We start from the raw sequence: 25,593 nt of genomic DNA on the forward strand, positions 1-25,593 counted from the left end.
CCGTTTGGGTGCGTTGGGGAAGACGCATCACCACAAACGAAGGGAATCTCGTGTCCGGGCAAAACAAAGGAATAGAGGGCCGGGGGATGGTATTCATCCACTCCGCGCCGCGCGCCTTCCGCGCCCACATCGAGTGGGCGGTCGGAGGCGTTATTGGTCGTGCGCTCGGCCTCGACTGGTCGGATCAGCCAGTGCAGCGTGGTGCGCTGCGCGCGGAGTTCTCCTGGAGCGGCGCACCCGGTACCGGGGCACGCCTCGCCTCCGCCCTCCACGCCTGGGATCAGATGCGCTTTGAGGTCACCGAGGATGCCACCCCCAGTTGCGACGGCCACCGCTGGATGTTCACACCCGACCAGGGCATGTACACCGCACAGATCGATGCCGGTGGCAACGTGGTGGTCAGTGAAAACCGACTGCGACTCGCCCTCGCCGAGGCCGTGGATCAGCCCCATCGCCTCCACGAGCGCATCGAGCAGCTTCTCGGATCCTCCTGGGATCGGGAGCTCGACGTCTTCCGCGATGCGGGGGAGCAGGGGCGCGTCACCTGGCTGCACCGCGTTGGCTAGGGCGGAAAAAAGAGTGCGGCCCCGATCAGTGATCGGGGCCGCACTCTTGTGTGGGGGAGACTACGCCACGTAGGTACGCAGGGCCACCACGGCGTTGTGTCCGCCGAAGCCGAACGAGTTCGAGATCGCGAGCACGGGCTCATCGCCCAGCGGGCGCGGCTCGGTCACGACGTCGAGCGGGATCGCCGGGTCCTGGTTGTCCAGGTTGATGGTCGGCGGGATGACCTTCTCGGCCAGGGCCTTCGCGGTGAACGCGGCCTCGATCGCGCCGGCACCGCCGAGGAGGTGACCGGTGGACGCCTTGGTCGCGGTGACCGGAATCTCCGAGAGACGGTCGCCGAAGACGGCGAGCAGCGCGTTGTACTCGGCGATGTCGCCGACCGGGGTCGAGGTGGCGTGGGCGTTGATGTGGCCCACCTCATCCAGCGAGTAACCGGCGTTCTCGACCGCGGCACGCATTGCGCGCGCTGCTGCGGTACCCTCGGGGTCCGGAGCGGTGATGTGGTACGCGTCGGAGGTGACGGCGCCACCCAGCAGCTCGGCGTAGATCTTGGCGCCGCGCGCGAGGGCGTGCTCCAGGGTCTCGACGATGAGGGCGGCTGCACCCTCGCCCAGCACGAATCCGTCACGGTCGACGTCGTAGGGGCGCGAGGCAATCTTCGGGTCATCGTTGCGCTTGGACAGCGCCTGCATTGCGGCAAACGAGGCCAGGGGCAGCGGGTGAATCGCGGCCTCGGATCCACCGGCGATCACGACGTCGGCGAGACCCTGCTGCAGGTGGTCATAGGCGTTGGCCAGGGACTCGGTGCTCGAGGCGCAGGCCGACACGACGGTACGCTCGCCGCCGCGGGCGCCGAGGTCCATGCCGATGGCGGCGGCGGGGCCGTTGGGCATCAGCATCGGAACGGTCATGGGGAGCACGCGACGCGGGCCCTTTTCGCGCAGGGTGTCCCAGGCGTCAAGCAGGGTCCAGACGCCACCGATTCCGGTGGCCCAGTCGACGAGCAGACGCTCGGGGTCAACCTCGGGGGTGCCGGCATCCGCCCACGCCTCACGCGCGGCGGTCAGGGCAAACTGGCTCGAGGGGTCCAGGCGCTTAACTTCCTGGCGGGCAAGAACGTCGGCGGACTTGGTAGCGGCCTGAGCGGCGAAGGTGACCGGAAGTCCGAGCTGCTCAACCCACTCCTGCTCGAGGGGGGAGGCTCCGGATGCGCCGGCCAGAAGGTTGGTCCAGGTTTCGTCGGTGGTGCCACCGAGCGGGCTGGTGATGCCGATACCGGTGATGACGATTCGCTTGGTCATTCGATGAACTCTTTCGTCAGAATAAAAGAAAGGGGGGTGTGGGCAGATCAGGCCCGGCCTGTGGCCGGGCCTGAGCAATTCCCGAGGGACTTACGCCTGAGCGGAAACGATGAAGCTGACGGCGTCGCCGACGGTCTTCAGGTTCTTGACCTCGTCGTCCGGAATCTTCACGTCGAACTTCTCCTCGGCGTTGACCACGATGGTCATCATCGAGATCGAGTCGATGTCGAGGTCGTCGGTGAACGACTTCTCCAGAGCCACCTGATCGGCGGCGATACCGGTCTCGTCGTTGACCAGCTCAGCCAGGCCGGCGAGTACTTCTTCGGTGGACAGTGCCATTATTTTTCTCCTTGAATATCGAGTGACCGTCGTACAGTGTATTCGAATCACACGGGTTTGCGGCAATAACGTGCCGACGGCTACGGAAGTACGACCACCTGTGCGCCAAACGCGAGACCGGCTCCGAAACCGATCTGCAGGGCGTATCCGCCGGAAAGCTGCGGGTTTTCCTGCAGCAGGCGGTGAGCCGCCAGCGGGATAGAGGCGGCCGAGGTGTTACCGGTGGTGGCGATATCGCGGGCGATAATCACCGACTCCGGAAGCTTGAGCTGCTTCGCGAACTCATCCACGATGCGCATGTTTGCCTGGTGCGGGATGAAGGCGGCGAGGTCATCGGCGGTGATGCCGGCAACCTCGAGGGCCTCGCGGGCAACCTTGGCCATTTCCCAGACGGCCCAGCGGAAGACCGAGGGGCCCTCCTGGCGCAGGGTCGGCCAGGGTGCCTTGCCGTCGCGGTACTCGATCAGGGTGGCGTTCATGCCCACCTTGTCGGCGTTTGCGCCGTCCGAACCCCAGACGGTTGCGGCGATGCCGGGGTACTCCGAGGGGCCGATCACGGCCGCACCGGCACCGTCACCCAGCAGGAACGAGATGCTGCGGTCGGTGGGGTCGATGATGTCCGAAAGCTTCTCGGCACCCACGACTACGGCGTAGTGTGCGGCACCGGCACGGATGAGGGCGTCGGCCTGGGCTACGGCGTAGGCGTAACCGGCGCAGGCGGCGTTGAAGTCGTAGGCCGCGGCGGGGTTTGCCCCGATGCGGTCGGCGACGACGGTGGCCATCGAGGGGGTCTGCTGCACGTTGCTGATCGTCGCGATGATGACGAGGTCAACCTGGCTCGGCTCAATGCCGGCGTTCGCAACGGCCTCCATCGCGGCCTCGGTGGCGAGGTCGATCGCGAGGACATCGGCGGAGGCGCGGTGACGGGTGATCACGCCGGTGCGCTGCTGGATCCACTCATCCGAGGAGTTGATCGGCTCGATGATCTCCGAGTTGGGGACAACGAGGTCACCGCGGGCCGCACCCATGCCGAGGATGCGGGTGAAGGGGACTCCGGTGGACTGACGAAGCTGGGGACGGGTCATGATGCGTTTCCTTCCGCGTGTGCGGTGAGCAGCTCGACGGCTGCGGCAATATCGCTCGGGGACTTGATCGCTACGGTGGGGACGCCCTTCAGGCCGCGGCGGGCAAGACCCACCAGGGCGCCGGCGGGGGCCAGCTCGATCAGGCCGGTGATACCGGCCTCGGCGAAGGATTCCATGCAGCGATCCCAGCGTACCGGGGAGGCGACCTGGGTGACCAGGAGGTCGAGGAACTCCTGACCGGAGGTGACCTGGCGGCCGTCGTTGTTCGTCCACAGCGGCAGGGTGGGGTCTGCCGGGGTGACCTCGGCGGCCACGGACTTCAGGGTCTCGCGGGCGGATTCCATGTAGCGGGTGTGGAATGCGCCGGCCACCTGCAGCGGAATCACGCGTGCACCGGCGGGCGGGGTCGCGGCGAGGGCCTCGAGGCCGTCAAACTCTCCGGCGACGACGATCTGTCCGCCACCGTTGTAGTTGGCGGGGGAGAGCCCAACGGCGGCGGCAGCGGTCTCGACAACCTCATCGCCACCACCGAGGACCGCGCTCATGCCGGTGGGCACGACGGCGGCCGCGGCGGCCATGGCGCGCGCACGGGCGGCCACGAAGGTCAGGGCGTCGGTGTCGCTCAGAACGCCGGTGGCGGCTGCGGCGGCAATCTCACCCACGGAGTGGCCGGCGACGCCACCGATGGCGGCATCCGGTGCGGCGTCGCGCAGGGCGCTGAGGGCCAGCAGGCTCGCGGCCACGATCAGCGGCTGGGCGATGGCGGTGTCGCGGATCGTGTCGGCGTCCGAGACGGTGCCGTGCTCGATCAGGTCGACGCCGGAGGCTGCGGAGTAGCGCTCCAGCTGCTCGCGAGCGCCGGGGAGCTCGAGCCAGGGGGTCAGGAAGCCGGGGGTCTGAGATCCCTGTCCGGGACACACAAGTACAATCACCCCTCTATCTTGCCAAGGGTTGGGCCGCTTTCGGTGTTGACTCTCTCATAAAAAATCGAAATTTGTTTGGTGGAGTCCTACAGGCTCGCCGTGGGAGCATCGTTTCGGGTGAGCCGATCCACGATCTCGCGCACCATATCCAACGTAATTTCGGGCTGGAATGAGCGGTGGATGGTGAGACCCTCGATCGCGGCGTCGAGCGCATAGGTGGTCATCGGGTCAAAGTGGCGGCCGATGGCCACGCGACTCTGCGACATCCAGTGCCGAATCACCTCGCGTACGCGCTCATTCTTGATGCTGAACGCGTAGAGCTCGTAGCTGAGGGTCAGCGTGCGCGGGGTCTCCCAGATGTCGCCCGTAATGATCTCGACCATGGCCTCGCGCGCCTCAGCCCGGGTGGTGGCCGCATCGAGGATTTCGACGTAGCGCGCCGACGTGGTGGTCGCGAGCAGCATGAACGCCTCGGTGAGGAGTTCCTCCAAGCCGGTGAAGTAGTAGGTCATCGAACCGAGGGGCACCTCGGCGGCCGCGGCGATACGACGGTGGGTGGTGCCGGAGATGCCGTGCTCGGCGATCACGTCCAGGGTGGCGGCGATGATCTTCTCGCGGCGCTGGGGATCTTTCGGGCGGTGGGCGACGGCCATCCATGGTCCTTTGATCGTGGTCTTCTCGGACACTTTACCGCACGTGTCCGATAGGTGTACGCTTGTACACCTCACGGTGTCCGGTGCGCCACAGCCGCCGTCACCCCGCCGCCTCGCCCCACAAGGATCCCTCGATGACCTCCGCCACGACCTCGGTCGCGCCCGTTTCGCGCGACCTGGCCCGCCGCCGCCTCGCCCTCCTCGCCTTCTTCTTCATCCCCGGTATTTCCCTCGCCTCCTGGATCACTCGCACCCCCGCGGTACGCGATCAGCTGGAGGCCTCCACCGCGCAGATGGGGCTCATTCTCTTTGGCCTGTCGATCGGCTCGATGGCGGGTATCCTCGGTTCGGCTCCGCTCGTGCGACGATTGGGCACCAAGCCCGTCACCCTGCTGGGCCTGCTGCTCATCGTCGGGGGAGTCGCGCTCATCGGCGGTGGCGTGCTGCTCGGTAGCGGTATCGGCGCGTTTATCGGCCTCGCGGTATTCGGTGCGGGTCAGGGGCTCGCGGAGATCGCGATGAACGTCGAGGGTGCGGAGGTCGAGCGGCTCTCCGGCCGTTCCTTCCTGCCCTACCTGCACGGCGCGTTCTCGCTCGGTACCGTGGTCGGCGCGAGCCTCGGCATCCTCTTTACCGCGATCGACTTCCCCGTGCCCGCGCACATGGCGATCATCGCCGCGATCTGCCTGATCCCCATCGCCTGGGGCATTCGCTACGTACCGAGCGGCTTCGGCCGTCAGCGTGGCACCACCGAGACCGGCAGCATCGCGACCGTTTACCCGGTACGCCGACCGCTGTGGAAGGACTCCCGCCTGCTCATCATCGGCGCCATCGTGCTCGCGATGGCCCTCGCGGAGGGCGCCGCGAACGACTGGCTGCCGCTGCTCATGGTGGATGGCCACGGCTATGACCCGGCCTGGGGTTCGCTGGTGTTTGCCGGTTTCGCCCTGGCGATGACCATCGGCCGGTTCGCCGGCGGCGCCGTGATTGACCGCTTCGGCCGCGTGGCGGTGGTGCGCGCGAGCGCCGTTGCCGGAGCCCTCGGCATCGCCATTGTGGTGTTTGTGGACAACCCCGTGGTGGCCGGTATCGCCGTCTTCTTCTGGGGCCTCGGTGCGTCACTGGGCTTCCCGCTCACCATCTCCGCGGCCGGCGACACGGGTGAGCCCGGGGAAGACCCCGCACGCCGCGTGAGCGCCGTGGCCACGACCGGGTACATCGCGTTCCTCGTGGGCCCGCCGATGCTCGGCTTCCTTGGCGAGCACTATGGCCTGCGCTCGGCCATGATCGTGGTGCTCGCCGTGGTGGCGGTCGCGGTGGTGCTGGCACCCGCGGTGTGCCCGCGGGCAGACGTGGAGCCCGCGCCCGGGCACTAGCCCCCGTCTTTCTGCGTCACTGCCCCACGGATTCTGAATCCGTGGGGCATACTGGCGAGGACCACCACGATTCGAGGAGATTGCCCGTGCACGCGCTCATCATTTTTGATCACCCGTACGGTGCCGATTCCGGCCGAAACGTTCCTCACGAGCGCAGCCTGGCGGCCGCCGCGCTTGACCGCGTACTCGCCGGCCTGCACCGTGGCGGGCACACCACCGACGTGCTCGATCTCCACCGCGAGGGCTTCGATCCGGTGCTGAACGCCGAGGATTTGCGGGCCTGGCGCACCAGGGCCGCACCCCGCGCCGATGTGCTTGCCCTGCAGGCCCGGCTGGATGCCGCCGATCATCTCGTGCTGATCTTCCCCGTGTGGTGGATGGCAATGCCCGCCCTCACAAAGGGTTTCCTTGATCGCGTACTCACCAAGGGGTATGCATTCGAGGAGGAAAAGCCCGGTTCGCTCCCCACACGTCTGCTCACAAGACTGCGCGGCGTGAGCGTGATTCAGGTGCTGCACACTCCCACGCCCCTGTATCGGGCATGGTTTGGGCAACCGGCCACGCGCATCCTCGGGCGGGGAACGTTCCGACTGATCGGTATCCGCCGATTCTCCTCGATCGTCATTGACCGGTCGGCTCAGCGAGGCGCGCAATCACGTGAGCGCGTTCTTCGGCGCATTGAGCAGCGGTACGCGCGACTGCGCGACTCGGCGCACTTGCGAAAGCCTTTGAGTCAGAACGAGAACGAGAACGAGAACTAGCGCTTGCGCCGGGGCTCGGGCTCGCCGATGGAGCCGAGTATGAGCGCGGACTGCAGGATGAGTGCCTCGCGCGCGCCGGTGGCGTCCCAGCCGATGACCTCGGAGACGCGCTTGAGGCGATAGCGCACGGTGTTGGGGTGCACAAACAGCTCGCGGGCGGTGGCTTCAAGGGATCGGCCGTTATCGAGGTAGCACCAGAGCGTGAGAACCAGTTCGTTTGAGTGCGCCTGCAGCGGGCGGTACACCTTCTCGATGAGGGTCTGCCGGGCGATGGGGTCGCCGGCGAGGGCGCGCTCGGGCAGGAGGTCATCCGCCGCGACGGGGCGCGGGGCGTTACGCCAGGAGCGCGCCACGGCGAAGCCGGCCAGCGCGGCGCGGGCGCTGCGGGAAGCCTCGACGAGGGTGCCCACCTCGGGGCCGAGCACCAGGTGGCCGGTACCAAACATCGGGGCCAGCTGGCCCGCGATTTCAAAGAATGTTTTGGCCGGAGAGGTGCCGATGGTTTCCTCATCCGGAATCTGATCGCGCGGCGTGGAGCGCCCGATCACGAGCACGAGACGGCCGCCCTGCACGCCGATGAGAACGTCGGCGGCCATGTGGCGCGCGGCGCGGCGGAGGTGATCGACGTCGAGCTGCGGGGGAGTCGTACCCACCAGGACGGCGACCTCACCGTGGCCGTGCCAGCCGAGGGCGGCGATGCGGCTGGGCAGCTCGTCATCGGCCTCGCCGGCGAGGATGGAGTCCACCACGAGGGCTTCGAGGCGGGCGTCCCAGAGGCCGCGCGCCTCGGCGGCGCGGGCGTAGACGTCGGCCGCGGCAAAGGCGATTTCGCGGGAGTACAGCAGGATGGCCTCGCGGAGGCCCTGTCCGCCGCTCTTCACGCGATCCTCCACCACCTCGACGGTGATGCGAATCAGTTGCAGCGTCTGCTGCAGGCTGACGGATCGCAGCAGCTCACGCGGAGCCGCCCCGAACACGTCGGCCGCGATCCACGGGGTAGACCGGGGATCGTCGTACCAGGAGATGAAGGAGGTGATGCCCGCCTGGGCGACGAGGCCAACGGCCGATCGTCGCCCGGGCGGCATCTCCGCGTACCAGGGCAGGTCCTCTTCAAGCTTGCCGAGGGTGACCGTGGCCAGCTCGCCGGAAATCCGACGCAGCCAGGCCAGGGTCTCTGCCTTGGTACGCTCCTTCATCTGGTGTTGGCCGCTTAGGCGTCGCCGCCGGCGTTGCCGGTGGTGCCAGCGGTTACGTCCAGCAGACGGTAGCGCTCGATCGCCTGGCCCACGAGGGCACGGTCGATCTTGCCCTGCTTGGCCAGCTGCTCCAGGGTGCGAACAACCAGCGAGTGGCTGTCGATCTTGAAGTAGCGACGCGCTGCCGCACGGGTGTCCGAGAAGCCGAAGTCGTCGGCACCCAGGGTGGCGTAGTCACCCGGGACGAACTGACGGATCTGGTCGGCGACGGCGTGCATGTAGTCGCTGGTGGCCACGAACGGACCCTCGGCTCCGGAGAGCTTCTCGGTCAGGTAGGGAACCTTCGGCTCCTCGTTCGGGTAGAGGAAGTTGTGCTCCTCCGCGGCCAGACCATCGCGACGCAGCTCGGACCACGAGGTGACCGACCAGACATCGGCGGACACACCCCAGTCGGTGGCGAGCAGGTCCTGAGCCTCGAGGGCCCAGGGCAGTGCCACACCGGAGGCGAGAAGCTGAGCCTTGACTCCGCCTTCGCCGCCCTGACGCAGCTTGTAGATACCCTTCAGCAGGCCATCGACGTCCAGGTTCTCCGGCTCGGCCGGCTGTACGTAGGGCTCGTTGTACACGGTGATGTAGTACATGACGTTGGGGTCAACGTGCTTTCCGCCGTACATGCGCTCGAGACCATCGCGCACGATGTGTCCGATCTCATATCCGTAGGCGGGGTCATACGACACCACGGCGGGGTTGGTCGAGGCGAGCAGCGGCGAGTGGCCGTCCGCGTGCTGGAGACCCTCACCGGTCAGCGTGGTGCGTCCGGCGGTGGCACCCACGATGAATCCGCGAGCCATCGCGTCGCCGGCGGCCCAGATGGCGTCGGCGGTGCGCTGGAATCCGAACATCGAGTAGAACACGTAGAACGGAATCAGCGGCTCACCGTTGACGGCGTAGGTGGTACCCAGCCCGGTGAACGCGGCCAGCGCGCCGGCCTCGTTGATGCCCACGTGCACGATCTGACCCTGCGGGGACTCCTTGTAGGCGAGCAGCAGCTCGCGGTCCACGGAGGTGTAGTGCTGGCCGTTGGGGTTGTAGATCTTTGCCGACGGGAAGAAGGCGTCCATACCGAAGGTACGGGCCTCATCCGGGATGATCGGGACGATGCGGTTGCCGAAGTCCTTGGCGCGCAGCAGATCCTTGAGCAGTCGAACGAACGCCATGGTGGTGGCGATCTCCTGCTTGCCGGAACCCTTCTTGGCGATGCGGTAGGCATCGTCCTCGGGGAGGTTCAGCTGGGTGTACTTGCTGCGACGCTCGGGCAGGTATCCGCCGAGGGCGCGACGACGCTCGTGCAGGTACTCGATGGCCTCGTCGTTCTCACCGGGGTGGAAGTACGGCGGCTGGTACGGGTTCTCCTCGAGCACCGCGTCGGTGATCGGGATCTGCATGGCGTCGCGGAAGAGCTTGAGGTCTTCGAGCGTCAGCTTCTTCATCTGGTGGGTCGCGTTGCGGCCCTCGAAGGTCGGGCCGAGGCCGTAACCCTTGACGGTCTTGGTGAGGATCACGGTGGGCTGGCCCTTGTGCTCGCTCGCGGCCTTGAAGGCTGCGTAGACCTTGCGGTAGTCGTGGCCACCGCGCTTGAGGCCCCAGATCTGGTCGTCCGAGTAGTTTTCCACCAGGGCGGCGGTACGCGGGTCGCGACCGAAGAAGTGCTCGCGCACAAACGCACCGGACTCGGCCTTGTAGGTCTGGTAGTCGCCGTCGGGGGTCTCGTTCATGAGGTTGACGAGGGCACCCTCGCCGTCACGAGCGAGGAGGTCATCCCACTCGCGACCCCAGACAACCTTGATGACGTTCCATCCGGCACCACGGAAGAAGCTCTCGAGCTCCTGCATGATCTTGCCGTTACCGCGAACCGGGCCGTCGAGGCGCTGAAGGTTGCAGTTGATCACGAAGTTGAGGTTGTCGAGGCCCTCGTTCGCCGCGACCTGCAGCTGACCGCGGCTCTCGACCTCGTCCATCTCGCCGTCGCCGAGGAAGGCCCAGACCTGCTGGTCTGCTGCGTCCTTGATGCCGCGGTTGGTGAGGTACTTGTTGGCCTGTGCCTGGTAGATCGCGTTGATCGGGCCGAGGCCCATCGACACGGTCGGGAACTGCCAGAAGTCCGGCATCAGACGCGGGTGCGGGTAGGAGCTGAGGCCCCCACCGGCGTGCGACTTCTCCTGACGGAAGCCATCCAGCTGATTGGTCGTGAGGCGACCCTCGAGGAACGCACGTGCGTACGCGCCGGGGGAGGCGTGACCCTGGAAGAAGATCTGGTCTCCGCCGCCGGGGTGGTCCTGGCCGCGGAAGAAGTGGTTGAAGCCCACCTCGTACAGCGTTGCGGCACCCGCGTAGGTGGAGATGTGTCCACCGACACCGACGCCGGGACGCTGTGCCCGGTGCACGGTCATCGCGGCGTTCCAGCGGTTCCACGCGCGGTAGCGACGCTCGATGGCCTCGTCACCCGGGTATTCCGGCTCGTTCGCGGGTGCGATCGTGTTGATGTAGTCCGTGGTCGGAACCATCGGGACACCCAGCTGGAGGTCGCGGGAGCGCTTGAGCAGGCTCATCATCATGTCACGACCGCGGGCGGGGCCCTGGGTGTGGACGAGCTGGTCGAGGGACTCCTGCCACTCGGCGGTTTCTTCCGGATCGACGTCAAAGTTGTTGACGGAGTACGGGTCCTGGTCGTTTACAGTCACCGTCGACCTTTCTTTTCATGGCAGATCGTGCCGAACATATGGTGGGTTTAAGCGCGCGCAGCATTTGGGATACAAAGGTTGTGCACGTTTCCTCCAAGCCTAGCGACCCGGAGGGCATTTCCGTGATTCGCGGGACGGGTTTTTTATGCTCGGCTAGGCTGAACCTAGTGAATCCGCGGTGAACAAGGGAAAAAGATGCGCAAAATTGATTCGCCCGCACCCGACTTCGAGCTGCCGAATCAGTACGGCGAGCAGATTCGGTTGAGTGACTTCCGGGATCGACGCCCCGTGGTGCTGGTATTCGTACCCCTCGCGTTCTCGGGGATCTGCACCGGTGAACTCGATGCGCTGCGCGATAACGCCGCCGATTTTGCCGCCCACGACGCCGAGGTGCTCATTGTCACGGTGGATTCCAAGTGGGCGCTGCGCACCTGGGGCGATAACGCCGGTTACGCGTTCTCGCTGCTGTCCGACTTCTGGCCGCATGGCGACGTCGCGGCGGCGTACGGGGTGTTTGATCAGTCCCGCGGGGTGGCCGAACGGGCCACCTTCGTGATCGGCATCGACGGCGTGATCCGCGACGCCTTCATGACCGCCGCGGGGGAGCCGCGCGCGATCGAGCGGTACCGTGAGGCGCTGAGCCTCCTCTAGCGTCCCACGACACGCAAGAGAGGCGATCTTCGACCGGGCTCAAAATCCCCGGAATTCCGGGGCGACGCGCTCGGGCTGCGCGCCGAATTGGTTCTGCCCCGCGTGATCCTGCTATTGTAAATCTTGTTGCTACGGCGACGAAGGGCCTTTAGCTCAGCTGGTAGAGCGCCACGTTTACACCGTGGATGTCATCGGTTCGATCCCGGTAGGGCCCACAAATATAACCGCCACCCAAGAAATTGGGTGGCGGTTTTTTGTTTTCATCACGCCCGGTTTCCGCCCGGGCGAACGGCCGCCACCGGAATGAAACGATGACGGCCGTTCTGGTTCCCCCTGCGATCCGCACGCCACCGAGTGGACGGGTATGCCCAGCTCGGCGGCGTGCGGAGTCTATGTGGCCGGGCGCAGCACCACCCGGATGGTGCGCGCCTCGGCCCGCACCGCGTAGGCGGGCCAGATATCCGGCCCGCAGATTCGTGAGCCCACCCCGGAGTGCGCCGCGTCGAGTGTGAGGAACACGCGATTCGAGGGCGGTAGTTCGTGCCAGTGCGCGGCCCGCGCAAGCTCTTCGGCGCTCCAGCGAGACAGACCGAACCCGGGGAGCCGGCCCGCCGAATCCGGTATCGCGGTCAGTGAGAGCCAGGGGGTGCCGCCGCGCCGCAGTTCAAGTGTGCGCAGTTCCGCGCGGTGTCCGCTCTCCTGGGGGCGGGCGTAGCGCACGGTTAGCTCGTCGAGGGGTGCCTCAAACGTGCCCACCCGGGCAGCACTGCGCGAATCCGGATAGGACTCGTGCGGGCCGGTGCCAAACCAGCGGGCGTGATCGACATCCCCCGGAAGCTCGAGCCGGATGCCGATTCGCGGGAGCGTGAGATCCCATCCCGAATCCGGCGCGATATCCACGCTGAGCAGGACGGCTTCGGGCTCACCCGGCACCTCCTCCCAGCGCGTGTGCATCCTCATGGCCTCGGGTGAGGCCGGGGCCGCGTAGCGCTCAAGAACGCGCAGCGCGCGCGGTGCGTGTTCACCCTCCACGCGGCGAGCGCGCAGCAGGTGCAATCGGTGCGCCGCCCAGGTATCGGCGTGCGGGGGTGCATCCACGCCCAGACCACGATTGAGGACGGGGTCCGCAACGTCCAGGCTGCCCTGGGCGCTTCCGCGGTCATTATCGGTGGGCGCACGGAACAGCGAGAGCGTGGGGCCCGATACGGGCGCCCCGGCGAGGCTCTGAAGTGCTCCATCCGCGAGCGTGGCGATTCCCAGCGCGTGCGCTTCGGGTAGGCCGGGGGTCCAGTCACGGATCGGGGCCGCAGGCGGTTCGGGGGTGATCACGCCGTCGAGGCGCTGCTGCGCGGTGGCCAGGATGTGCCCCGCGGGTGCCCAGGGGGTATCTGCGCCGAGCTCGGCGGTGACCGTGAGCCAGCGCTCGGTCGAGCTGCCGGCGCGCGCCAGTGTCGCACCGAGTGCCGCGCTGAGTTCCGGAGGCGCGATCGCCGCCCAGGTGGTGCCCGCGCTCACCGGGGGAATCGGCCAGGTCCCCGCGGCCCGTTCGATTCCCTGCTCGGTGAGGGACCAGCGCAGCACGATGTCCGCGGTGTCCAGCGTGTGGCGACGGTTGGTGAGGGTCAGTGTTTCCCCCTCCTCCCCGATCCGGATGCGTACCGGTGCCATCACCGCCGCAAACTCGTACAGCCCGGGGCAGGGGACGTCGTCCGAGGAGATCATGCCGTCCATCACGAAGTTGCCATCGTGCACCTCCTCACCGAAGTCCCCGCCGTAGCCGAAATACTCCGTGCCCGCCGGCGTGCGCGTGCGCAGGCCATGATCGCGCCACTCCCACACGAAACCGCCGTGCAGGCGCGGATAGCGATCCGCCAGGGCATCGTACTGATCGATCGCCCCCGGGCCGTTACCCATCGCGTGCACGTACTCGCAGTGCAGGAACGGCTTTGTGCGCTGCCGAGCCGCCTCGATCGGGGTGCACCCCAGTAGCTCCGACGTGACATCGGCGCCGATCGACTCGGTTTCGGGCACCGAGGCGTACATGCGCGAGTAGACGTCCGTGTAGCGCCCCGCATAGTCGCCCTCGTAGTGCACGGGCCGCGCCGGATCGCGATGGTGCAGCCAGGCCGCGGTTTCGGCGAGATTCGCGCCCGTGCCGGCCTCATTGCCCAGCGACCACATCACGATACTCGCGTGATTCTTATCGCGTTCGAACATTCGTTCGATACGATCGAGGTAAGCCTCGCGCCAGGCCGGATCATCGCTCGGGTTATGTTGCCACCCGGCCACTTCAAACCCGTGGGTTTCGAGGTCGTTCTCCAGCATCACCCAGAGCCCCAGCTCATCCGCGAGATCGAGCAGGCGCGGATGCGGGGGATAGTGGCTCGTGCGGATGGCATTCACGTTGAACCGCTTCATCCGAATGAGATCCGCGCGAGCGTGCGCCTCATCGAATACCCGCCCGCGATCCGGATGCGCCTCGTGGCGGTTCATCCCGCGAAACACCAGGCGTCGGCCATTGGCGAGCAGCTGGTCGCTGCGAATCTCAACGCTGCGGAACCCGATGCGCTGGGTAATCGTCTCTCCCCGCGCGCTGACTACGGCCGTGTACAGCCTCGGAGACTCCGCCGACCACGCCTCGGCCGGGATACTCAGCGGGCGCACATCCTGCGGGGTACCCCACTCCGCGGTAATCCCGAGCTCCTCGATGCTCAGACGCAGGGGGAACGACTCCGCGCTCGCCACAACCTCGGGGCGCAGCGTGCCGATACCCGCCGACCACGAGGTGCGCAGCCAGAGATCTTCGATGCCGCCCCGCGGACGCGCGGTAACCGTGACGTCGCGGAAGATTCCGGGCAGCCACCACTGATCCTGATCCTCCAGGTAGCTCGCGGCCGACCACTGGTGCACGCGCACGGCGAGGACGTTGCGTCCGGCGGTTACCAGCTCCGTGATGTCGAGCTCATGCGCGAGGCGAGAGCCCGAGAAGTGACCCACCTCGTGCCCGTTCCACCACACCCGCGCCAGAGACTCCACGCCATCAAAGCGCAGCACGATCGCCTCGGTACGCGCCTCGTCCAGAAACTCCGCCGGCAACTCGACATCGAGCCGGTAGTCGCCGGTCGGATTCTCGTCGGGTACGTGGGGCGGATCAAGCGGGAACGGATACTGCACGTTGGTGTAGATCGGAGAGCCCTGAGCGCGCTCGCCGAGGACCCAGCTCGAGGGCACCGAGATGCGTCCCCACCCCGAGGTGTCGGTCTCCGGCTGCGCGAAGCTCGACACCGCCTCTCCCCGCGGGTCCGCCGCGGGCAACAGCCTGAACGCCCACTCGCCGTTGAGGCTGAGCGTCGGTGCATCGGAGCGCAACCACGCGCGTGCCGGGCGTACGGCACCCCCGGAGGGGGCGCGACTCGAGACGAGATCGCGGCCCGGGATCGGGACGGGGTGCGCCGAAGCGAGTGTCATGGGAACTCCTTGGTGTGTTGTGGATCGATGTGGTGTGCGGGCGGCGAGCTACTTGATGGAGCCCTCGGTGAGGCCCCCGCGCCAGAAGCGCTGGAGGATAATCATGGCTATCGCGAGGGGGATGATCGACACCAGTACCCCCGCGGTGGTGAGCTCGTAAAACTCCGGCAGGCGGCTCACCTGGCTGTTCCAGTTCTGCAGCCCGAGCGTGACCGGGTAGAGCTTCTCGTCGGAGAGCATCACGAGCGGCAGGAAGTAGTTGTTCCAAATTCCGACCAGCTGAAACAGGAACACCGTCACGAGTGCGGGCGTCAGGATGCGCAGCCCCACCGTGTGGAAGATACGCAGTTCGCCCGCCCCGTCGAGGCGGGCGGCCTCGAGCAGGCCGTCATCGATCGTGGTGCGGGCGTACACCTGGCAGAGAAAGAGTCCGAACGGGGACACCAGCGAGGGCAGCAGCACCGCCCAGTAGGTGTTCGCGAGCCCCAGCGAGCTGAAGAGCAGGAAGAGCGGCAGGGCGGTCGCGGTGCCGGGCACCAGGACACCGCCGAGGATGACCCCAAAGATCGTGTCGCGCCCGCGGAACGCATACTTTGCGAGGGCGTAGCCGCCGGCCGCGGCGAGGTAGGTCGCGATCAGCGCGCCCACCCCGGCGTACAGTACGGAGTTCAGTAGCCAGCGGCCGAAGATCCCGTCCCCGGCGGTAAAGACCTGCTGGATGTTCTGCCAGAGCTGCACCTGCCCGGAAAACAGGAATCCGGGTGTGGCGAAGAGGTCGCTGCTGGATTTGCTCGCGGCCACGATGACCCAGTAGACGGGCACCAGGAAGTACAGGGCCACGACCACGAGGATGCCGGTAACCAGAACCTGCCGGGCCGGATTCGTGGCCCCCGGCGAACCTCCGGCGCGCGCACGGCTTCGGCGAGCGCCGGCGGCGGGGTCGTGGCTGGCCGGGTGCGGCGTGCTGAGCTGAGCCGTGGGCGTCTGTGGTGTGGTGGTCATCGCGAACCTCGATTCGAGAGGCGAAGGAAGGTAAAGGAGAGGGTAAACGCGATCACGGCGATCAGGACCGCCTGGGCCGCGGCAACGCCGTAGTTGTTATAGGCGAACGCGTTTGTGTACGCGGCGAGGTTCGGGGTGTACCCGCTATCGATCGCGGTGGAGGAGTTCGCGAGAACCTGGGGCTCGGCGAAGAGCTGCAGCGTCCCGATGATCGAAAACACGGTGGTGAGCATCAGCGCGGGCCGGATCAGCGGCAGCTGAATGCTGCGGGCAATTCGTACCGGGCCCGCGCCGTCCAGCCGGGCAGCCTCATAGAGTTCCCCGGGGATCGACTTCAACTGGGCAATCACGATGAGCATGTTGTACCCGGTGTATGTCCAGGTGACGATGTTTGCGATCGACCAGAGTACGAGCTCGGAGCCGAGCGGGTTGATCTCGACCCCGACCACCTGTGCCGCGTCGAGCAGCGGGCTGAGCCCGGGCGTGTAGAGGAACGACCAGAGAATCGTCGCGATCACTCCGGGGATGCCGTACGGCAGGAAGTATGCGGCACGAAAGAGCCCGGGCCAGCGTGCAGATGCCGATTCGAGCAGCAGGGCCAGGAGCGTACACAGCGCGATCATGACCGGCACCTGGACGATGCCGAACAGCAGCATCCGGCCGATCGAGGTGATGAAGTTTGAGTCTTCGAGCGCCTGTGCATAGTTCGAGAAGCCCGCAAACACGGTGCTCTCCCCGGCTTCGCCGAAGAGCCCGGCTCGCTCGACCCGCTGGAAGCTACTCACCACGGCCATGATGATCGGCAGGGCGAAGGTCAGCACAAACAACGCGAGGAACGGGCCGAGGAGAAGCCAGGGCGCGCGGCTCGTGGGGCGTCCGAGGCGGGGCAGGGTGCGGGTCCGGGTTCGTACGATACGTGGCGCGGCGGTTCCGTTGACGCTCATGATGCCGCCCCCGTGTGTACGGTGAGGCCCTTGTTGCGCATCGCCCGGATAATCAGCCTCTCCGCCGAGCGCAGCCCATCAACGAGGCTCTGCCCGGCGGCTTTCTTGCGAAACTCATCGGCCAAAATGTTGAATGACTGCTGGGTGATTGGCCACCAGCTCCAGTCGGGGTTCTGATCGGCCGCAGCCGGAATCATGATCTCCTCGTTATAGCGTTGCCCGCCGAAGAAGGGAGCGGGCTTGCTGCGTGCGGCACCGATGTAGTCGGGGGTTGGTGACCAGCCGATGCCGCGGGAGATTTCGGCGTCGATGCCCGCGCGCTCCGAGGTGAGCCAGGCGGCGAACTCTACTGCCTCGCGCGGATGCTTCCCGTGCGCGAGGACGCCCACCGTCGAGCCGCCGAGCGCGCTCGATCCGTAGCCGGTGTGTCCCCAGCGCGGCATGGGGGCGACGCCCCACTTGCCGGCACCGCCCTGAATATCGGCGATGATCGCGTCGGCCCAGCTCGCGCTCGTGACGCTCGCGATACGGTCGGCGGCGGCCGCGGCGAACCAGGGTGGCGAGAATGGCCCATACTCGGTGAGCAGGAGCTTTCGATCGAGTGCCCGGTCGAAGAACCGTGCCACGGTGAGCGTGGGTTCATCGAGGAGATTCACCCGCCAGCCATCACGCTCCGGCGTGACCCAGCGGGCACCTGCCTGGGTCGCATAGGAGATGAAGGGGCCGGCATCGGAGAGGGAGAAGCAGTCCATCCAGGCCCTTTTTTGGCGCAGTTCGACGGCGATCTCCGCCCACTCCTCCCAGGTTTTGGGTGGTGTTGCCCCCACGGATTCGAGCAGCGGTCGGTGATAGTACAGGGCCATCGGTCCGGAGTCCTGGGGGAGCGCGTAGACACCGTCGAGGAAGCTGACCTGTTGCCAGAGCGTCGGATCGTAGCGGGGCTTGAGCGCCAGCGCGCCGGCGTCCGCGATGTTGGTGAGGCCGCCCGCGAGCAGGAACTCGGGGATGTTGCGGTACTCCACCTGGCCAAGATCCGGCCCGCCCCCGGCCGCGAGGGCCGCATACATTTTCTGGTATCCGCCGTTATTTCCCTGTGGGATCGGTGTGACGCGCACCTGAATGTGTGGGTTGTTGCGGTTCCAGATATCGGCGACCGGCTGCATATCCTTGAGCCAGGTCCAGTAGTTCAGGGTAACGACCTCGGGGGAGGAGGGATTGAGGGCACCGCCGCGTCCGAGCTGACCGGGTGTGGTGCAACCGCTGAGTAGTGCGGTGCCCAATCCGGCGAAGCCGAGCGCAACGAGGTGCCTTCGGGTGAGTTCAACCATAGTTTCTCCACTTCACTGTGGGCGGCCGGTTCGGGTTGTTCCGGCCGGGAACGAATCGAGGCTAACATTAAATTCGAGTAAGCGCACGGTTTTCGTAAAGCAAAATTGAACTTCGCGCTAAAATGACCGCATGACTGTCCCGAAGAAGCGTGGTCCACGTGGCCCCTACGCGAAGAGTGTCGAGAGACGCAGCCAAATTCTCGCTGCGACCGAGTGGGTCTTCCGGATGCGCGGATACCGGGCGGGCACCCTTCAGGAAATCGCCGATCGTGCCGGAATGGGGCAGTCAAGTCTGCTGCATCATTTTCCCACCAAGGAGGCACTCCTGCGTGCCGTCCTGATCGAACGTGATGTGCGCGCCGATGATCTCGTGATTTCCGGAGACATCTCATCCATGGTGGTGGGCCTTGCCCGAGAAAACGAATCGAACCGCGGTCCCGTTGAGCTGTATTCGGTGCTCCTTGGAGAAGCGACCACTCAGGATCATCCGGCTCGCGAGTACTTTCAGGAGCGCCTTGAGCGTGTGCACACTCTCTACGCACAGATTCTCCAGGGCCACGCCGATGCCGGGGAGCTTCGCCCGGGCGTCGACCCATCCGGTGCCGCTTCCGCGCTCGTCGCCCTCTGGGATGGCACCCAGCAGCAGTGGCTGCTGGGTGCTCCCGGGGTGAGTGTCCCGGATGTTCTGGGGCGCTATCTTGCGCTGTTGTTTACCGATGAGGGCATGCCTGAGGGACTGCGCCCGTACTCCGGTCGCTCATTGGCCGGCCAGGCGGAGTAAGGCCGGGGTGCATGCGCCCAACACAAATGCCGCGATCCGGGACCATTCCCGAATCGCGGCATTCGTAACCCTGCGGCCTAGTAGGCCACGGTGAAGCGGGCGCGGTTGTGGGTCGGGGTCGTGACCTCGTCCACGACGGCCTGGGCGAAGTCGGCGCCGGAGATTTCGGACTTTCCCTCGGCATCGGCGAGGAGGACGTCGCCGCCCACGCGGAACGTGCCGGTCTTTTCGCCCTCGGCCCAGGCTCCAAATCCGCCGGCGGGGCTCACGTAGAACCAGTTCAGCGACTCGGGCGAGCGGCGCAGGTTTTCGAGAACCTCGCCCATCTCGAAGGCCTCGGGCTTCACGGCATCCGGGAACTCCGGGGTGTCAACCACGCGGATTCCGCCGGGGGCAACCAGCAGCGAGCCTGCCCCGCCGATGACGCCGAGGCGAACGCCCGCGGCATCGGCCTTCTCCGCGATGCGGGCGATCAGCGGGGCGATGGTGCCCGCCTGGTCTCCGCGCGGGGAGAGGGCAACTACGAGTGTCTCGGTGCCGGCGATCGCGGCGTCCAGCGCTGCATCATCCTGCACGTCGGCCGCGACGTACTCGATATCCGGGGCGGGTGCCTCGGGAAGGCTGCGGGAGAGTGCGCGCACGGTCAGGCCGCGGGTTGCCGCCTCGCGTGCGATGTGGCCGCCGGCGTATCCGGTGCCGCCAAGGATGGTGATCTGAGTCATGAGGATGTCCTTTCGCTGTGCGGGCACCGTGGTCAGCCCCGCATTAGTTACGATAGGAGAGTAAAGCGACCTTGGGAAGTAGGCACTTTGCGGTAACCATGACTTTTCCGCCGAAAGAGACAAAAGATGACGCATCTTCCGTATGACCCGTACAACCGAAACTGCCCGACCCGAAAGCTACTCGACCGCATCGGAGATCGCTGGACCGTGCTGATCGTGGGCGCACTCGGTGAGGGGCCACAGCGCTTTGGCGAGATCGCGCGCCGGGTAGACGGGGTTTCCCAGAAGATGCTCACCCAGACGCTGCGGGGGCTCGAACGCGACGGGCTCGTGCGACGCACCGTCTTTGCAGAAATGCCGCCACGGGTTGAATACGCCCTGACGCCGGTTGGCCAGACCCTGCGTGAACCGCTGCGCGCCCTGGAAGACTGGGCGCGGGAGTACATGGCGGACATCGAGGGTGCCCGTGACGTCTATGACGACGCCGCGGTGAACGTCGCATAGTCGGCGTTTTCACAGCTCACCGACATCAAGATCGGGCACGATCAGGTATCACCACCGTTTCGACCCGGGAGTCCTCGTGAAAAAGAAGTCCGCCATCATCCTCGCCTCGATTGTCGGCGGGGCACTCGTGCTCGGCGGTGTGGCCTTCGCCGTCGGCCCCACCTTCTACCGCGACAACATTGCCGCGAAACCCTCCGCCGAACCCACGGCCGCGATCGGCGCCCTCGGCGGTTCGACCCTGACGCCCGATCAGCTCGCGGGTACCTGGAACGTCGCCAAGGATTCCACCGCCGGATACCGGGTGAAGGAGGTTCTGAACGGCACCGACGTGACCGTGACCGGACGCACCTCGGAGGTCACCGGATCTGTCGAGGTCACCGGCACCGGCATCACCGCCGGAACAGTGAACGTCGATGTGAGCTCCATTGCCACCGATTCCGCCCAGCGTGACAACTACTTCCGCAACAACGTGGTGCTTGCCGATGCCCACCCCACCGCCACCTTCACGCTGACCTCGCCCGTGGCACTGCCGACGAACGCCACGACCGGGGAACACTCGGTGCAGGTGACCGGCACGCTGGAACTCGCCGGAAAGACGCGAGACGTGACCGCCACCGTAACCGCGGGGCTCGACGGCAGCACCGCGAAGATCGCCGGATCCATTCCGATCACCTTTGCCGACTTTGGTATGGAGGCCCCGAGCCTCGGATTCGTGAAGGTGGAACCCGCGGGTAGCGTCGAGTTCCTGCTGCAGCTGTCCCACGGTTAGGGCCGAAACACGCGGTCACACTCGGAATATCGGTGCTCTCCCGCGGTTATAGTCACCACGTGCACGACTTCGTGCGGCAACGGGAGGGAAGAATCATGACTGTTTTGGTGATCGGGGCAACCGGTGAAATTGGGCGCGCTGCTGTGGCGACGCTGAGCAGGCGCTACGACGTCCTCGGGGTGAGCCGCGGCTCGGAACCCGCGGTGGACATCACCCGCCCGGAAACCCTGGACGCACTGTTTTCGACGCATGAACCCTTCGAGGCCATCGTGGTGCTCGCCGGCGCCGTGCCCTTCGCGCCGCTGGCCGACCTGAGCCGGGAAGACTTCGAGGCCGGTCTGGCCAGCAAGTTCCTGGGCCAGGTGGAGGTGGTTCAGCGCGGCACCGCCCACCTGGTGGACGGTGGTTCGTTCACCCTGGTGAGTGGCCTGCTGAGCGATCACCCGGTGCCCGGTTCAGCCGCCGCTTCGGCCATCAACTCCGCGGTTAACGGGTTCGTGGCCGGTGCCGCGCCCGAGCTGCCGCGCGGCATCCGCATCAACGTGGTCAGCCCCTCACTCGTGAGTGATGAGCCGCAGTATGACGGTCCGTTCGCCGGCTATCCGATAGCACCCGCGGCACAGGTTGCCCAGAGCATTCTGCGCGCGGTGTCCGGCCAGGAGACCGGCCGGGTACTGCGCGCGGGCTGGTAGACAGCCGAACGCCCCCGGGCGTAACGCCGAAGCCGGTCGATCTCCCGAGGGAGGTCGACCGGCTTCTGTTGTGAGAGTGCTCAGTTGAGGCTCAGCGCAAACGTGGTTTCCACCGTCTCACCCAGCTGGATGACCAGGGGGCCCAGACGCTCATCCTCGGGATCGTAGGGCCTTACCGAGGGCTCCAGGGCCAGGACGTCGGTGTGCCCATGCCAGGGCGAGCCCTGGGAGAGTCGGTGCTCCTGCCAGACAAATGCGTAGGGGAAGAGTTCGGCATCCCAGGTGAGGGTTGCCCGAAGGCCGGCCTCGGGGTTATCGAGCTCCGCGATGCCGCGGCCCCCGGTCGCGTACGCGGCAAAGGCTCCGTGAGCCGCGGGCGGTGCGGGTATGTGGAGCGGAAGCGGGGTATCGCCGAGCGTCACGGTGAGCCCGGGCCCCACCAGCGGCGGTGCGAACGCCGGGTGTTCCGCCCAGCTGATGGGCTGAGGCCGAACACCCAGGGAGTTCACGCGCTGGGTGATAACAAGCGTGGAGCCGGTAATGCCGAACTCTCGCTCAAGCCGAATCGGGACGCTGTCGAGGGTCAGCCCCAGCCGAACGCTCGCGGGTGAAACCGACAGCACCTCCCAGGTACGCCAGGCGGCCTCGCCATGGAAGGGCTGGGCGATACCGTCCACGACCCGCTCGTCACCGGAGTGCGGCACGAGGGTGTGCCAGCCACCCAGATAGCGGCGGTGCCACTGCCCGTTGGAGCCGGGGGCGTCCTCCTCACGATCGGGTTCCGCCTCGCGGCGGAAGAGCACCTCGACCGGTTCGCGATCACCGCGGCTAAACACCAGCGAATCTAGCCGCGCGCCGACCGGATCGACGCTCGCGGTGAGCGCCGTGCCGGTCAGCGCGAGATGTCCGAGCGCTGCGGGCACGAGCGCCGCGAGGTGTGCCGGGGTTTCCCTCACCCGCTCGGCCGGTGCGCTAGGCACCGGTGCGCCAGCCGTGGTAGTCGGTCAGGCCCAGGAGCTCCGCCGCGCGGGACGTGTCGTACAGCCCGCCGTACTCGGCCACCGTATCCGGCACCTCGAGCCCGGGGAACGCCGCCGCCACGATCTCGCGGGTGGGCCAGGGGGACATGGTGTCCGGTGCGGAGACGTTGAGCACGACGGCACCCGCGGAGGGCACCTCGGCGGAACGCAGAATCGAGGTCACGGCGTCCCGGGTGTCCACCCAGGCCCACAGGTCACGGCTGCCCGTGGCCGGCGACTGCGCCATCTCGTCCAGCCGAACCTGCAGCCGATCGCCGGTGCCGACGAAGGGGAAGCGGAGGGTGATCGTCGGCACGTGCCAGCGACGCTCGGTAAAAGCCGCGATCTGCTCCATAAACACCTTGGAGAGTCCGTAGGTGTCGACCACCACGATGGGGTGGTCCTCATCCACCGGCAGGTACGCCGGCGTGAGGTCGCGGTCGGCCCAGGCAAAGCCCACGGCCGAGGCGCTCGACACGGCAACGATTCGGCGTACCCCGCGCTCCCCGGCGGTCCCGAGTACCCGGTAGGCAGAGGAAACGTTTCGAACCAGGGTGTCATGATCGTCAAACTGGCCCGGCGACGGAATCGCCGCGAGGTGCAGCACCGCAAATACGTCATCGCCGGCGGCGTCGAACAGCTCGTCTACGACGCCCTGCTCGCGCAGATCGCCCACCACGGTGGCCGCGGCACCGGGCAGGTCAAACGGGGCACGATCGGCCGCGACGACCCGATAACCGGCGTCGAGGGCCGCCCGGGCAACCGGGCCGCCGATTCCGCCGGCGGCACCGGTAATAACGAGGGTGGGAGTGGGAGTTGTCACGAAGGTTCCTAACCTTTCACGGCCCCAACGAGGCCGTTTACGAAGTAGCGCTGCAGACTGAAGAACAGGATGATGATCGGAATCACCACGATCAGGGCCGCGGCCATGAGCGTGTTGTACTGAACCGTGTCGCCCTGTTGCAGGCTTTGTAGGGCAATGGGAAGGGTGTAGCGGGTGGGGTCGTTCAGCGAGACGCGGGTCAGCTGATACTCGTTCCAGGTGGGGATGGCGGTCAGCAGCGCGATCGTGATCAGGGCCGGCCGCGCGAGCGGCAGGTAGATTCGCGAGAAGATTCGCAGCTCCCCGGCACCGTCCACGCGGGCGGCCTCGCGCAGATCGCCGGGGACGGCGTTAAACGCGTTGGTGAGCAGCAGAATGGCCAGGGGTGCCGAACCGTTAATAAAAGGCAGGATCAGTCCCAGGTGGGTGCCGAGAATCCCCATCTCGTTTTCCAGCATCACGACCGGCAGCAGCGTCACCACACCGGGCACAAACAGCAGCACCAGGAACAGGCGGAACAGCAGCGTCTTGCCGCGGAAACGCAGCACGGAGAATGCGTAGGCTGCGCAGGAGTAGATCACGATGACGCCGAGGGTGGTGGCACCGGTGACCAGCAGGCTGTTCAGGAAGTAGTCGAAGAAGTGCAGTCGGTTCCAGGTATCGATCAGGGTGTCGAAGGTCGGATTGGCGGGAATCAGGTTGTTGCCCGCGTTCACCTCGTCGGTGGTCTTGAACGCGGCCGAGACCATGTAGGCGAACGGGTAGAGGCTGACCACCGCATACAGCGCGAGGATGAGCCCCACCACGGTCTTGCCGCTGAGTGAGAACACCCGGGTGTACCAGGGTTTTGGCGCATACGGTGAGGCGGCGGGGGCGCGGCGCGCGGTGGGCGCGGGGGCGAGGTCTACCACTACTGGGCCCTCTTCTCGAGTCGTTGGTTGATCAGGGCGATCGCGAGTGCCGCGAGGAACAGCATCCAGCCGAGGGCGCTCGCAAGACCCAGGGTGGGGGCGAGTTCGGAGAGGAATGCGAGGCGATACGTTTCGAGGCCCAGCACGTTTGTGTGGTTGCCGGGGCCGCCGTTGGTCATGATCAGGAAGATCTGGAAGCCCTGCAGGGCGTCACGCAGGTTCAGCAGGAACACGATGCCGGTGGTGGCGCGCAGCAGCGGCCACACGATGGCGGTGTTCGTGCGCCACCAGCCTGCGCCGTCGAGCGTTGCCGCCTCAAATACCGAGGTGTCAAGCGACTGCAGCCCGGTCAGGTAGAGCAGCATCGCGACCGGTACGGCCGACCACACGAGCACGATGATCAGGGTGGGCAGCGCGGTATCCGGGTTGCCGAGGAACCCCTGCGGTTGGCTGAGCGAACCGAGCCCGAGCGCCTTCAGCAGCGCATTGATGGCGCCGTTGGGTTCGAGAATGTACTGCCAGGCGAGGTATACCGCGATGCCCGTGGTGACGTAGGGAACAAAGTAAACCGAGCGCAGAATCCCCTGGAATCGCTTGGCGGAGTTCAGGATGATCGCTAGCGGGAAGCTCACCGCGATGGTGAGCACGGGGACGGCGATGCACACCCAGAGGGTGTTGAGCGCCGCCGCCTGGACGCGCGGAGCGTATGTCTTGCTCCCGAACAGCAGATCGGTGAAGTTTTGGAATCCGACCCACTCCCAGTTCGGGCTGAAGCCGTTCCAGCGCGCGAAGCTCAGGGCGAGTCCGTAGCCGATGGTGTAAATGCCCATGATCGCAAAGAGGATCAGGGCGGGCGCCACAAACGCGTATCCCCAGCGGGATTCGGTGCGGTTGTAGCGGATGCGTGCCCGCTTCGTCGGGCGCGGTGCGGGGGTCGCCGCGGCGGGCGGCGGCGTGGGGGAGTGGCGGGGATCGAGACGATCCCCGTCACTCCCGACCCCGCGCACGGCGGAGTCGGGAGTAACGTGGCTGGTCAT

The 25,593-nt window shown here is 66.5% G+C and carries 24 protein-coding genes and 1 tRNA gene; 9 read left to right on the forward strand and 16 right to left on the reverse strand.

What is annotated here, in order from left to right:
* Positions 1-86 precede the first annotated feature (86 nt).
* Positions 87-566 carry a DUF3145 domain-containing protein gene (locus D9V32_RS04525; RefSeq protein WP_121647711.1) on the forward strand — a complete coding sequence of 160 codons (480 nt, stop codon included), beginning with the start codon at positions 87-89 and terminating at the stop codon, positions 564-566.
* A gap of 60 nt (positions 567-626) precedes the next feature.
* Here the strand turns inward: D9V32_RS04525 and D9V32_RS04530 are convergent, their stop codons facing one another.
* The 5 genes from D9V32_RS04530 to D9V32_RS04550 form a co-directional block, all read right to left on the reverse strand.
* Positions 627-1,868, reverse strand: a complete 1,242-nt coding sequence (locus tag D9V32_RS04530; RefSeq protein WP_121647712.1) for a beta-ketoacyl-[acyl-carrier-protein] synthase family protein — start codon at positions 1,866-1,868, stop codon at positions 627-629.
* 90 nt (positions 1,869-1,958) lie between these two features.
* Positions 1,959-2,207, reverse strand: coding sequence for an acyl carrier protein (locus D9V32_RS04535; protein ID WP_030143644.1), 249 nt, complete (start codon positions 2,205-2,207; stop codon positions 1,959-1,961).
* A gap of 80 nt (positions 2,208-2,287) precedes the next feature.
* Entirely contained in the window at positions 2,288-3,292 is a 1,005-nt protein-coding gene (locus D9V32_RS04540) for a beta-ketoacyl-ACP synthase III (protein WP_121647713.1), read from the reverse strand.
* Positions 3,289-4,224 (reverse strand): ACP S-malonyltransferase, encoded by a 936-nt coding sequence (locus tag D9V32_RS04545; RefSeq protein WP_121647714.1) that lies wholly within the window; start codon positions 4,222-4,224, stop codon positions 3,289-3,291. The genes D9V32_RS04540 and D9V32_RS04545 overlap by 4 nt, the downstream gene beginning before the upstream one ends.
* A 77-nt stretch (positions 4,225-4,301) precedes the next feature.
* Positions 4,302-4,868 carry a TetR/AcrR family transcriptional regulator gene (locus D9V32_RS04550; protein WP_121647715.1) on the reverse strand — a complete coding sequence of 189 codons (567 nt, stop codon included), beginning with the start codon at positions 4,866-4,868 and terminating at the stop codon, positions 4,302-4,304.
* Positions 4,869-4,951: 83 nt separating this feature from the next.
* On the opposite strand from D9V32_RS04550, the gene D9V32_RS04555 reads away from it, so the two are divergent.
* The gene (locus D9V32_RS04555; RefSeq protein WP_342772565.1) at positions 4,952-6,244 is read left to right on the forward strand and encodes an MFS transporter; all 1,293 of its coding nucleotides are present in this window, start codon (positions 4,952-4,954) and stop codon (positions 6,242-6,244) included.
* 86 nt (positions 6,245-6,330) lie between these two features.
* Positions 6,331-7,005, forward strand: a complete 675-nt coding sequence (locus D9V32_RS04560; protein WP_183086178.1) for an NAD(P)H-dependent oxidoreductase — start codon at positions 6,331-6,333, stop codon at positions 7,003-7,005.
* Here the strand turns inward: D9V32_RS04560 and D9V32_RS04565 are convergent.
* Together D9V32_RS04565 and aceE are read right to left on the reverse strand one after the other, a co-directional pair.
* Positions 7,002-8,201 carry a PucR family transcriptional regulator gene (locus tag D9V32_RS04565; RefSeq protein WP_121647718.1) on the reverse strand — a complete coding sequence of 400 codons (1,200 nt, stop codon included), beginning with the start codon at positions 8,199-8,201 and terminating at the stop codon, positions 7,002-7,004. The genes D9V32_RS04560 and D9V32_RS04565 overlap by 4 nt on opposite strands.
* Before the next feature lie 14 nt (positions 8,202-8,215).
* The gene (gene aceE / locus D9V32_RS04570; protein WP_121647719.1) at positions 8,216-10,942 is read right to left on the reverse strand and encodes a pyruvate dehydrogenase (acetyl-transferring), homodimeric type; all 2,727 of its coding nucleotides are present in this window, start codon (positions 10,940-10,942) and stop codon (positions 8,216-8,218) included.
* Between the two features lie 195 nt (positions 10,943-11,137).
* Here aceE and D9V32_RS04575 point away from each other — a divergent pair, with 195 nt between their 5' ends.
* Both D9V32_RS04575 and D9V32_RS04580 read left to right on the forward strand, forming a co-directional pair.
* On the forward strand, positions 11,138-11,593 hold the full coding sequence (locus tag D9V32_RS04575) for a peroxiredoxin (RefSeq protein ID WP_121647720.1): 456 nt from the start codon (positions 11,138-11,140) through the stop codon (positions 11,591-11,593).
* Positions 11,594-11,735: 142 nt separating this feature from the next.
* A tRNA-Val gene (locus tag D9V32_RS04580) sits at positions 11,736-11,808 on the forward strand.
* A gap of 175 nt (positions 11,809-11,983) precedes the next feature.
* Here D9V32_RS04580 and D9V32_RS04585 read toward each other — a convergent pair.
* From D9V32_RS04585 to D9V32_RS04600, 4 genes are read right to left on the reverse strand one after another with little or no spacing between them, the layout of a single operon-like run.
* On the reverse strand, positions 11,984-15,061 hold the full coding sequence (locus tag D9V32_RS04585) for a glycoside hydrolase family 2 TIM barrel-domain containing protein (protein ID WP_121647721.1): 3,078 nt from the start codon (positions 15,059-15,061) through the stop codon (positions 11,984-11,986).
* A 48-nt stretch (positions 15,062-15,109) separates the two neighbouring features.
* Positions 15,110-16,063 carry a carbohydrate ABC transporter permease gene (locus tag D9V32_RS04590; RefSeq protein WP_121647722.1) on the reverse strand — a complete coding sequence of 318 codons (954 nt, stop codon included), beginning with the start codon at positions 16,061-16,063 and terminating at the stop codon, positions 15,110-15,112.
* Positions 16,060-17,007: a carbohydrate ABC transporter permease gene (locus D9V32_RS04595; protein WP_121647723.1), complete on the reverse strand. Its 948-nt coding sequence runs from the start codon at positions 17,005-17,007 to the stop codon at positions 16,060-16,062. Before D9V32_RS04595 ends, D9V32_RS04590 begins: the two co-directional genes overlap by 4 nt.
* Positions 17,004-18,335 carry an extracellular solute-binding protein gene (locus D9V32_RS04600; RefSeq protein ID WP_121647724.1) on the reverse strand — a complete coding sequence of 444 codons (1,332 nt, stop codon included), beginning with the start codon at positions 18,333-18,335 and terminating at the stop codon, positions 17,004-17,006. Before D9V32_RS04600 ends, D9V32_RS04595 begins: the two co-directional genes overlap by 4 nt.
* 130 nt (positions 18,336-18,465) lie before the next feature.
* On the opposite strand from D9V32_RS04600, the gene D9V32_RS04605 reads away from it, so the two are divergent.
* Entirely contained in the window at positions 18,466-19,116 is a 651-nt protein-coding gene (locus D9V32_RS04605) for a TetR/AcrR family transcriptional regulator (protein WP_121647725.1), read from the forward strand.
* Positions 19,117-19,193: 77 nt separating this feature from the next.
* On the opposite strand, the gene D9V32_RS04610 is transcribed toward D9V32_RS04605, so the two are convergent.
* Complete coding sequence (locus D9V32_RS04610; protein ID WP_121647726.1) at positions 19,194-19,838, reverse strand: NAD(P)-dependent oxidoreductase; 645 nt, start codon at positions 19,836-19,838, stop codon at positions 19,194-19,196.
* 126 nt (positions 19,839-19,964) lie between these two features.
* On the opposite strand from D9V32_RS04610, the gene D9V32_RS04615 reads away from it, so the two are divergent.
* From D9V32_RS04615 to D9V32_RS04625, 3 genes are all read left to right on the forward strand, one after another.
* Complete coding sequence (locus tag D9V32_RS04615) at positions 19,965-20,342, forward strand: winged helix-turn-helix transcriptional regulator (protein WP_121647727.1); 378 nt, start codon at positions 19,965-19,967, stop codon at positions 20,340-20,342.
* Between the two features lie 76 nt (positions 20,343-20,418).
* Positions 20,419-21,111, forward strand: a complete 693-nt coding sequence (locus D9V32_RS04620; RefSeq protein WP_121647728.1) for a YceI family protein — start codon at positions 20,419-20,421, stop codon at positions 21,109-21,111.
* A gap of 95 nt (positions 21,112-21,206) precedes the next feature.
* On the forward strand, positions 21,207-21,803 hold the full coding sequence (locus tag D9V32_RS04625) for a short chain dehydrogenase (RefSeq protein WP_121647729.1): 597 nt from the start codon (positions 21,207-21,209) through the stop codon (positions 21,801-21,803).
* Between the two features lie 80 nt (positions 21,804-21,883).
* Here the strand turns inward: D9V32_RS04625 and D9V32_RS04630 are convergent, their stop codons facing one another.
* The 4 genes from D9V32_RS04630 to D9V32_RS04645 are packed head-to-tail and all read right to left on the reverse strand — an operon-like array spanning position 21,884 to position 25,593.
* Positions 21,884-22,783 carry an aldose epimerase family protein gene (locus tag D9V32_RS04630; RefSeq protein ID WP_147440391.1) on the reverse strand — a complete coding sequence of 300 codons (900 nt, stop codon included), beginning with the start codon at positions 22,781-22,783 and terminating at the stop codon, positions 21,884-21,886.
* Positions 22,776-23,645 carry an NAD-dependent epimerase/dehydratase family protein gene (locus D9V32_RS04635; RefSeq protein ID WP_121647731.1) on the reverse strand — a complete coding sequence of 290 codons (870 nt, stop codon included), beginning with the start codon at positions 23,643-23,645 and terminating at the stop codon, positions 22,776-22,778. Before D9V32_RS04635 ends, D9V32_RS04630 begins: the two co-directional genes overlap by 8 nt.
* A gap of 8 nt (positions 23,646-23,653) precedes the next feature.
* Positions 23,654-24,556 (reverse strand): carbohydrate ABC transporter permease, encoded by a 903-nt coding sequence (locus D9V32_RS04640; RefSeq protein ID WP_220700652.1) that lies wholly within the window; start codon positions 24,554-24,556, stop codon positions 23,654-23,656.
* A complete protein-coding gene (locus tag D9V32_RS04645; protein WP_121647732.1) occupies positions 24,556-25,593 on the reverse strand; it encodes a carbohydrate ABC transporter permease in 1,038 nt (345 codons plus the stop codon). Before D9V32_RS04645 ends, D9V32_RS04640 begins: the two co-directional genes overlap by 1 nt.

Origin of the sequence: Mycetocola tolaasinivorans (assembly GCF_003667565.1) — a bacterium.
GTDB classification, from domain to species: Bacteria; Actinomycetota; Actinomycetes; order Actinomycetales; family Microbacteriaceae; genus Mycetocola; species Mycetocola tolaasinivorans.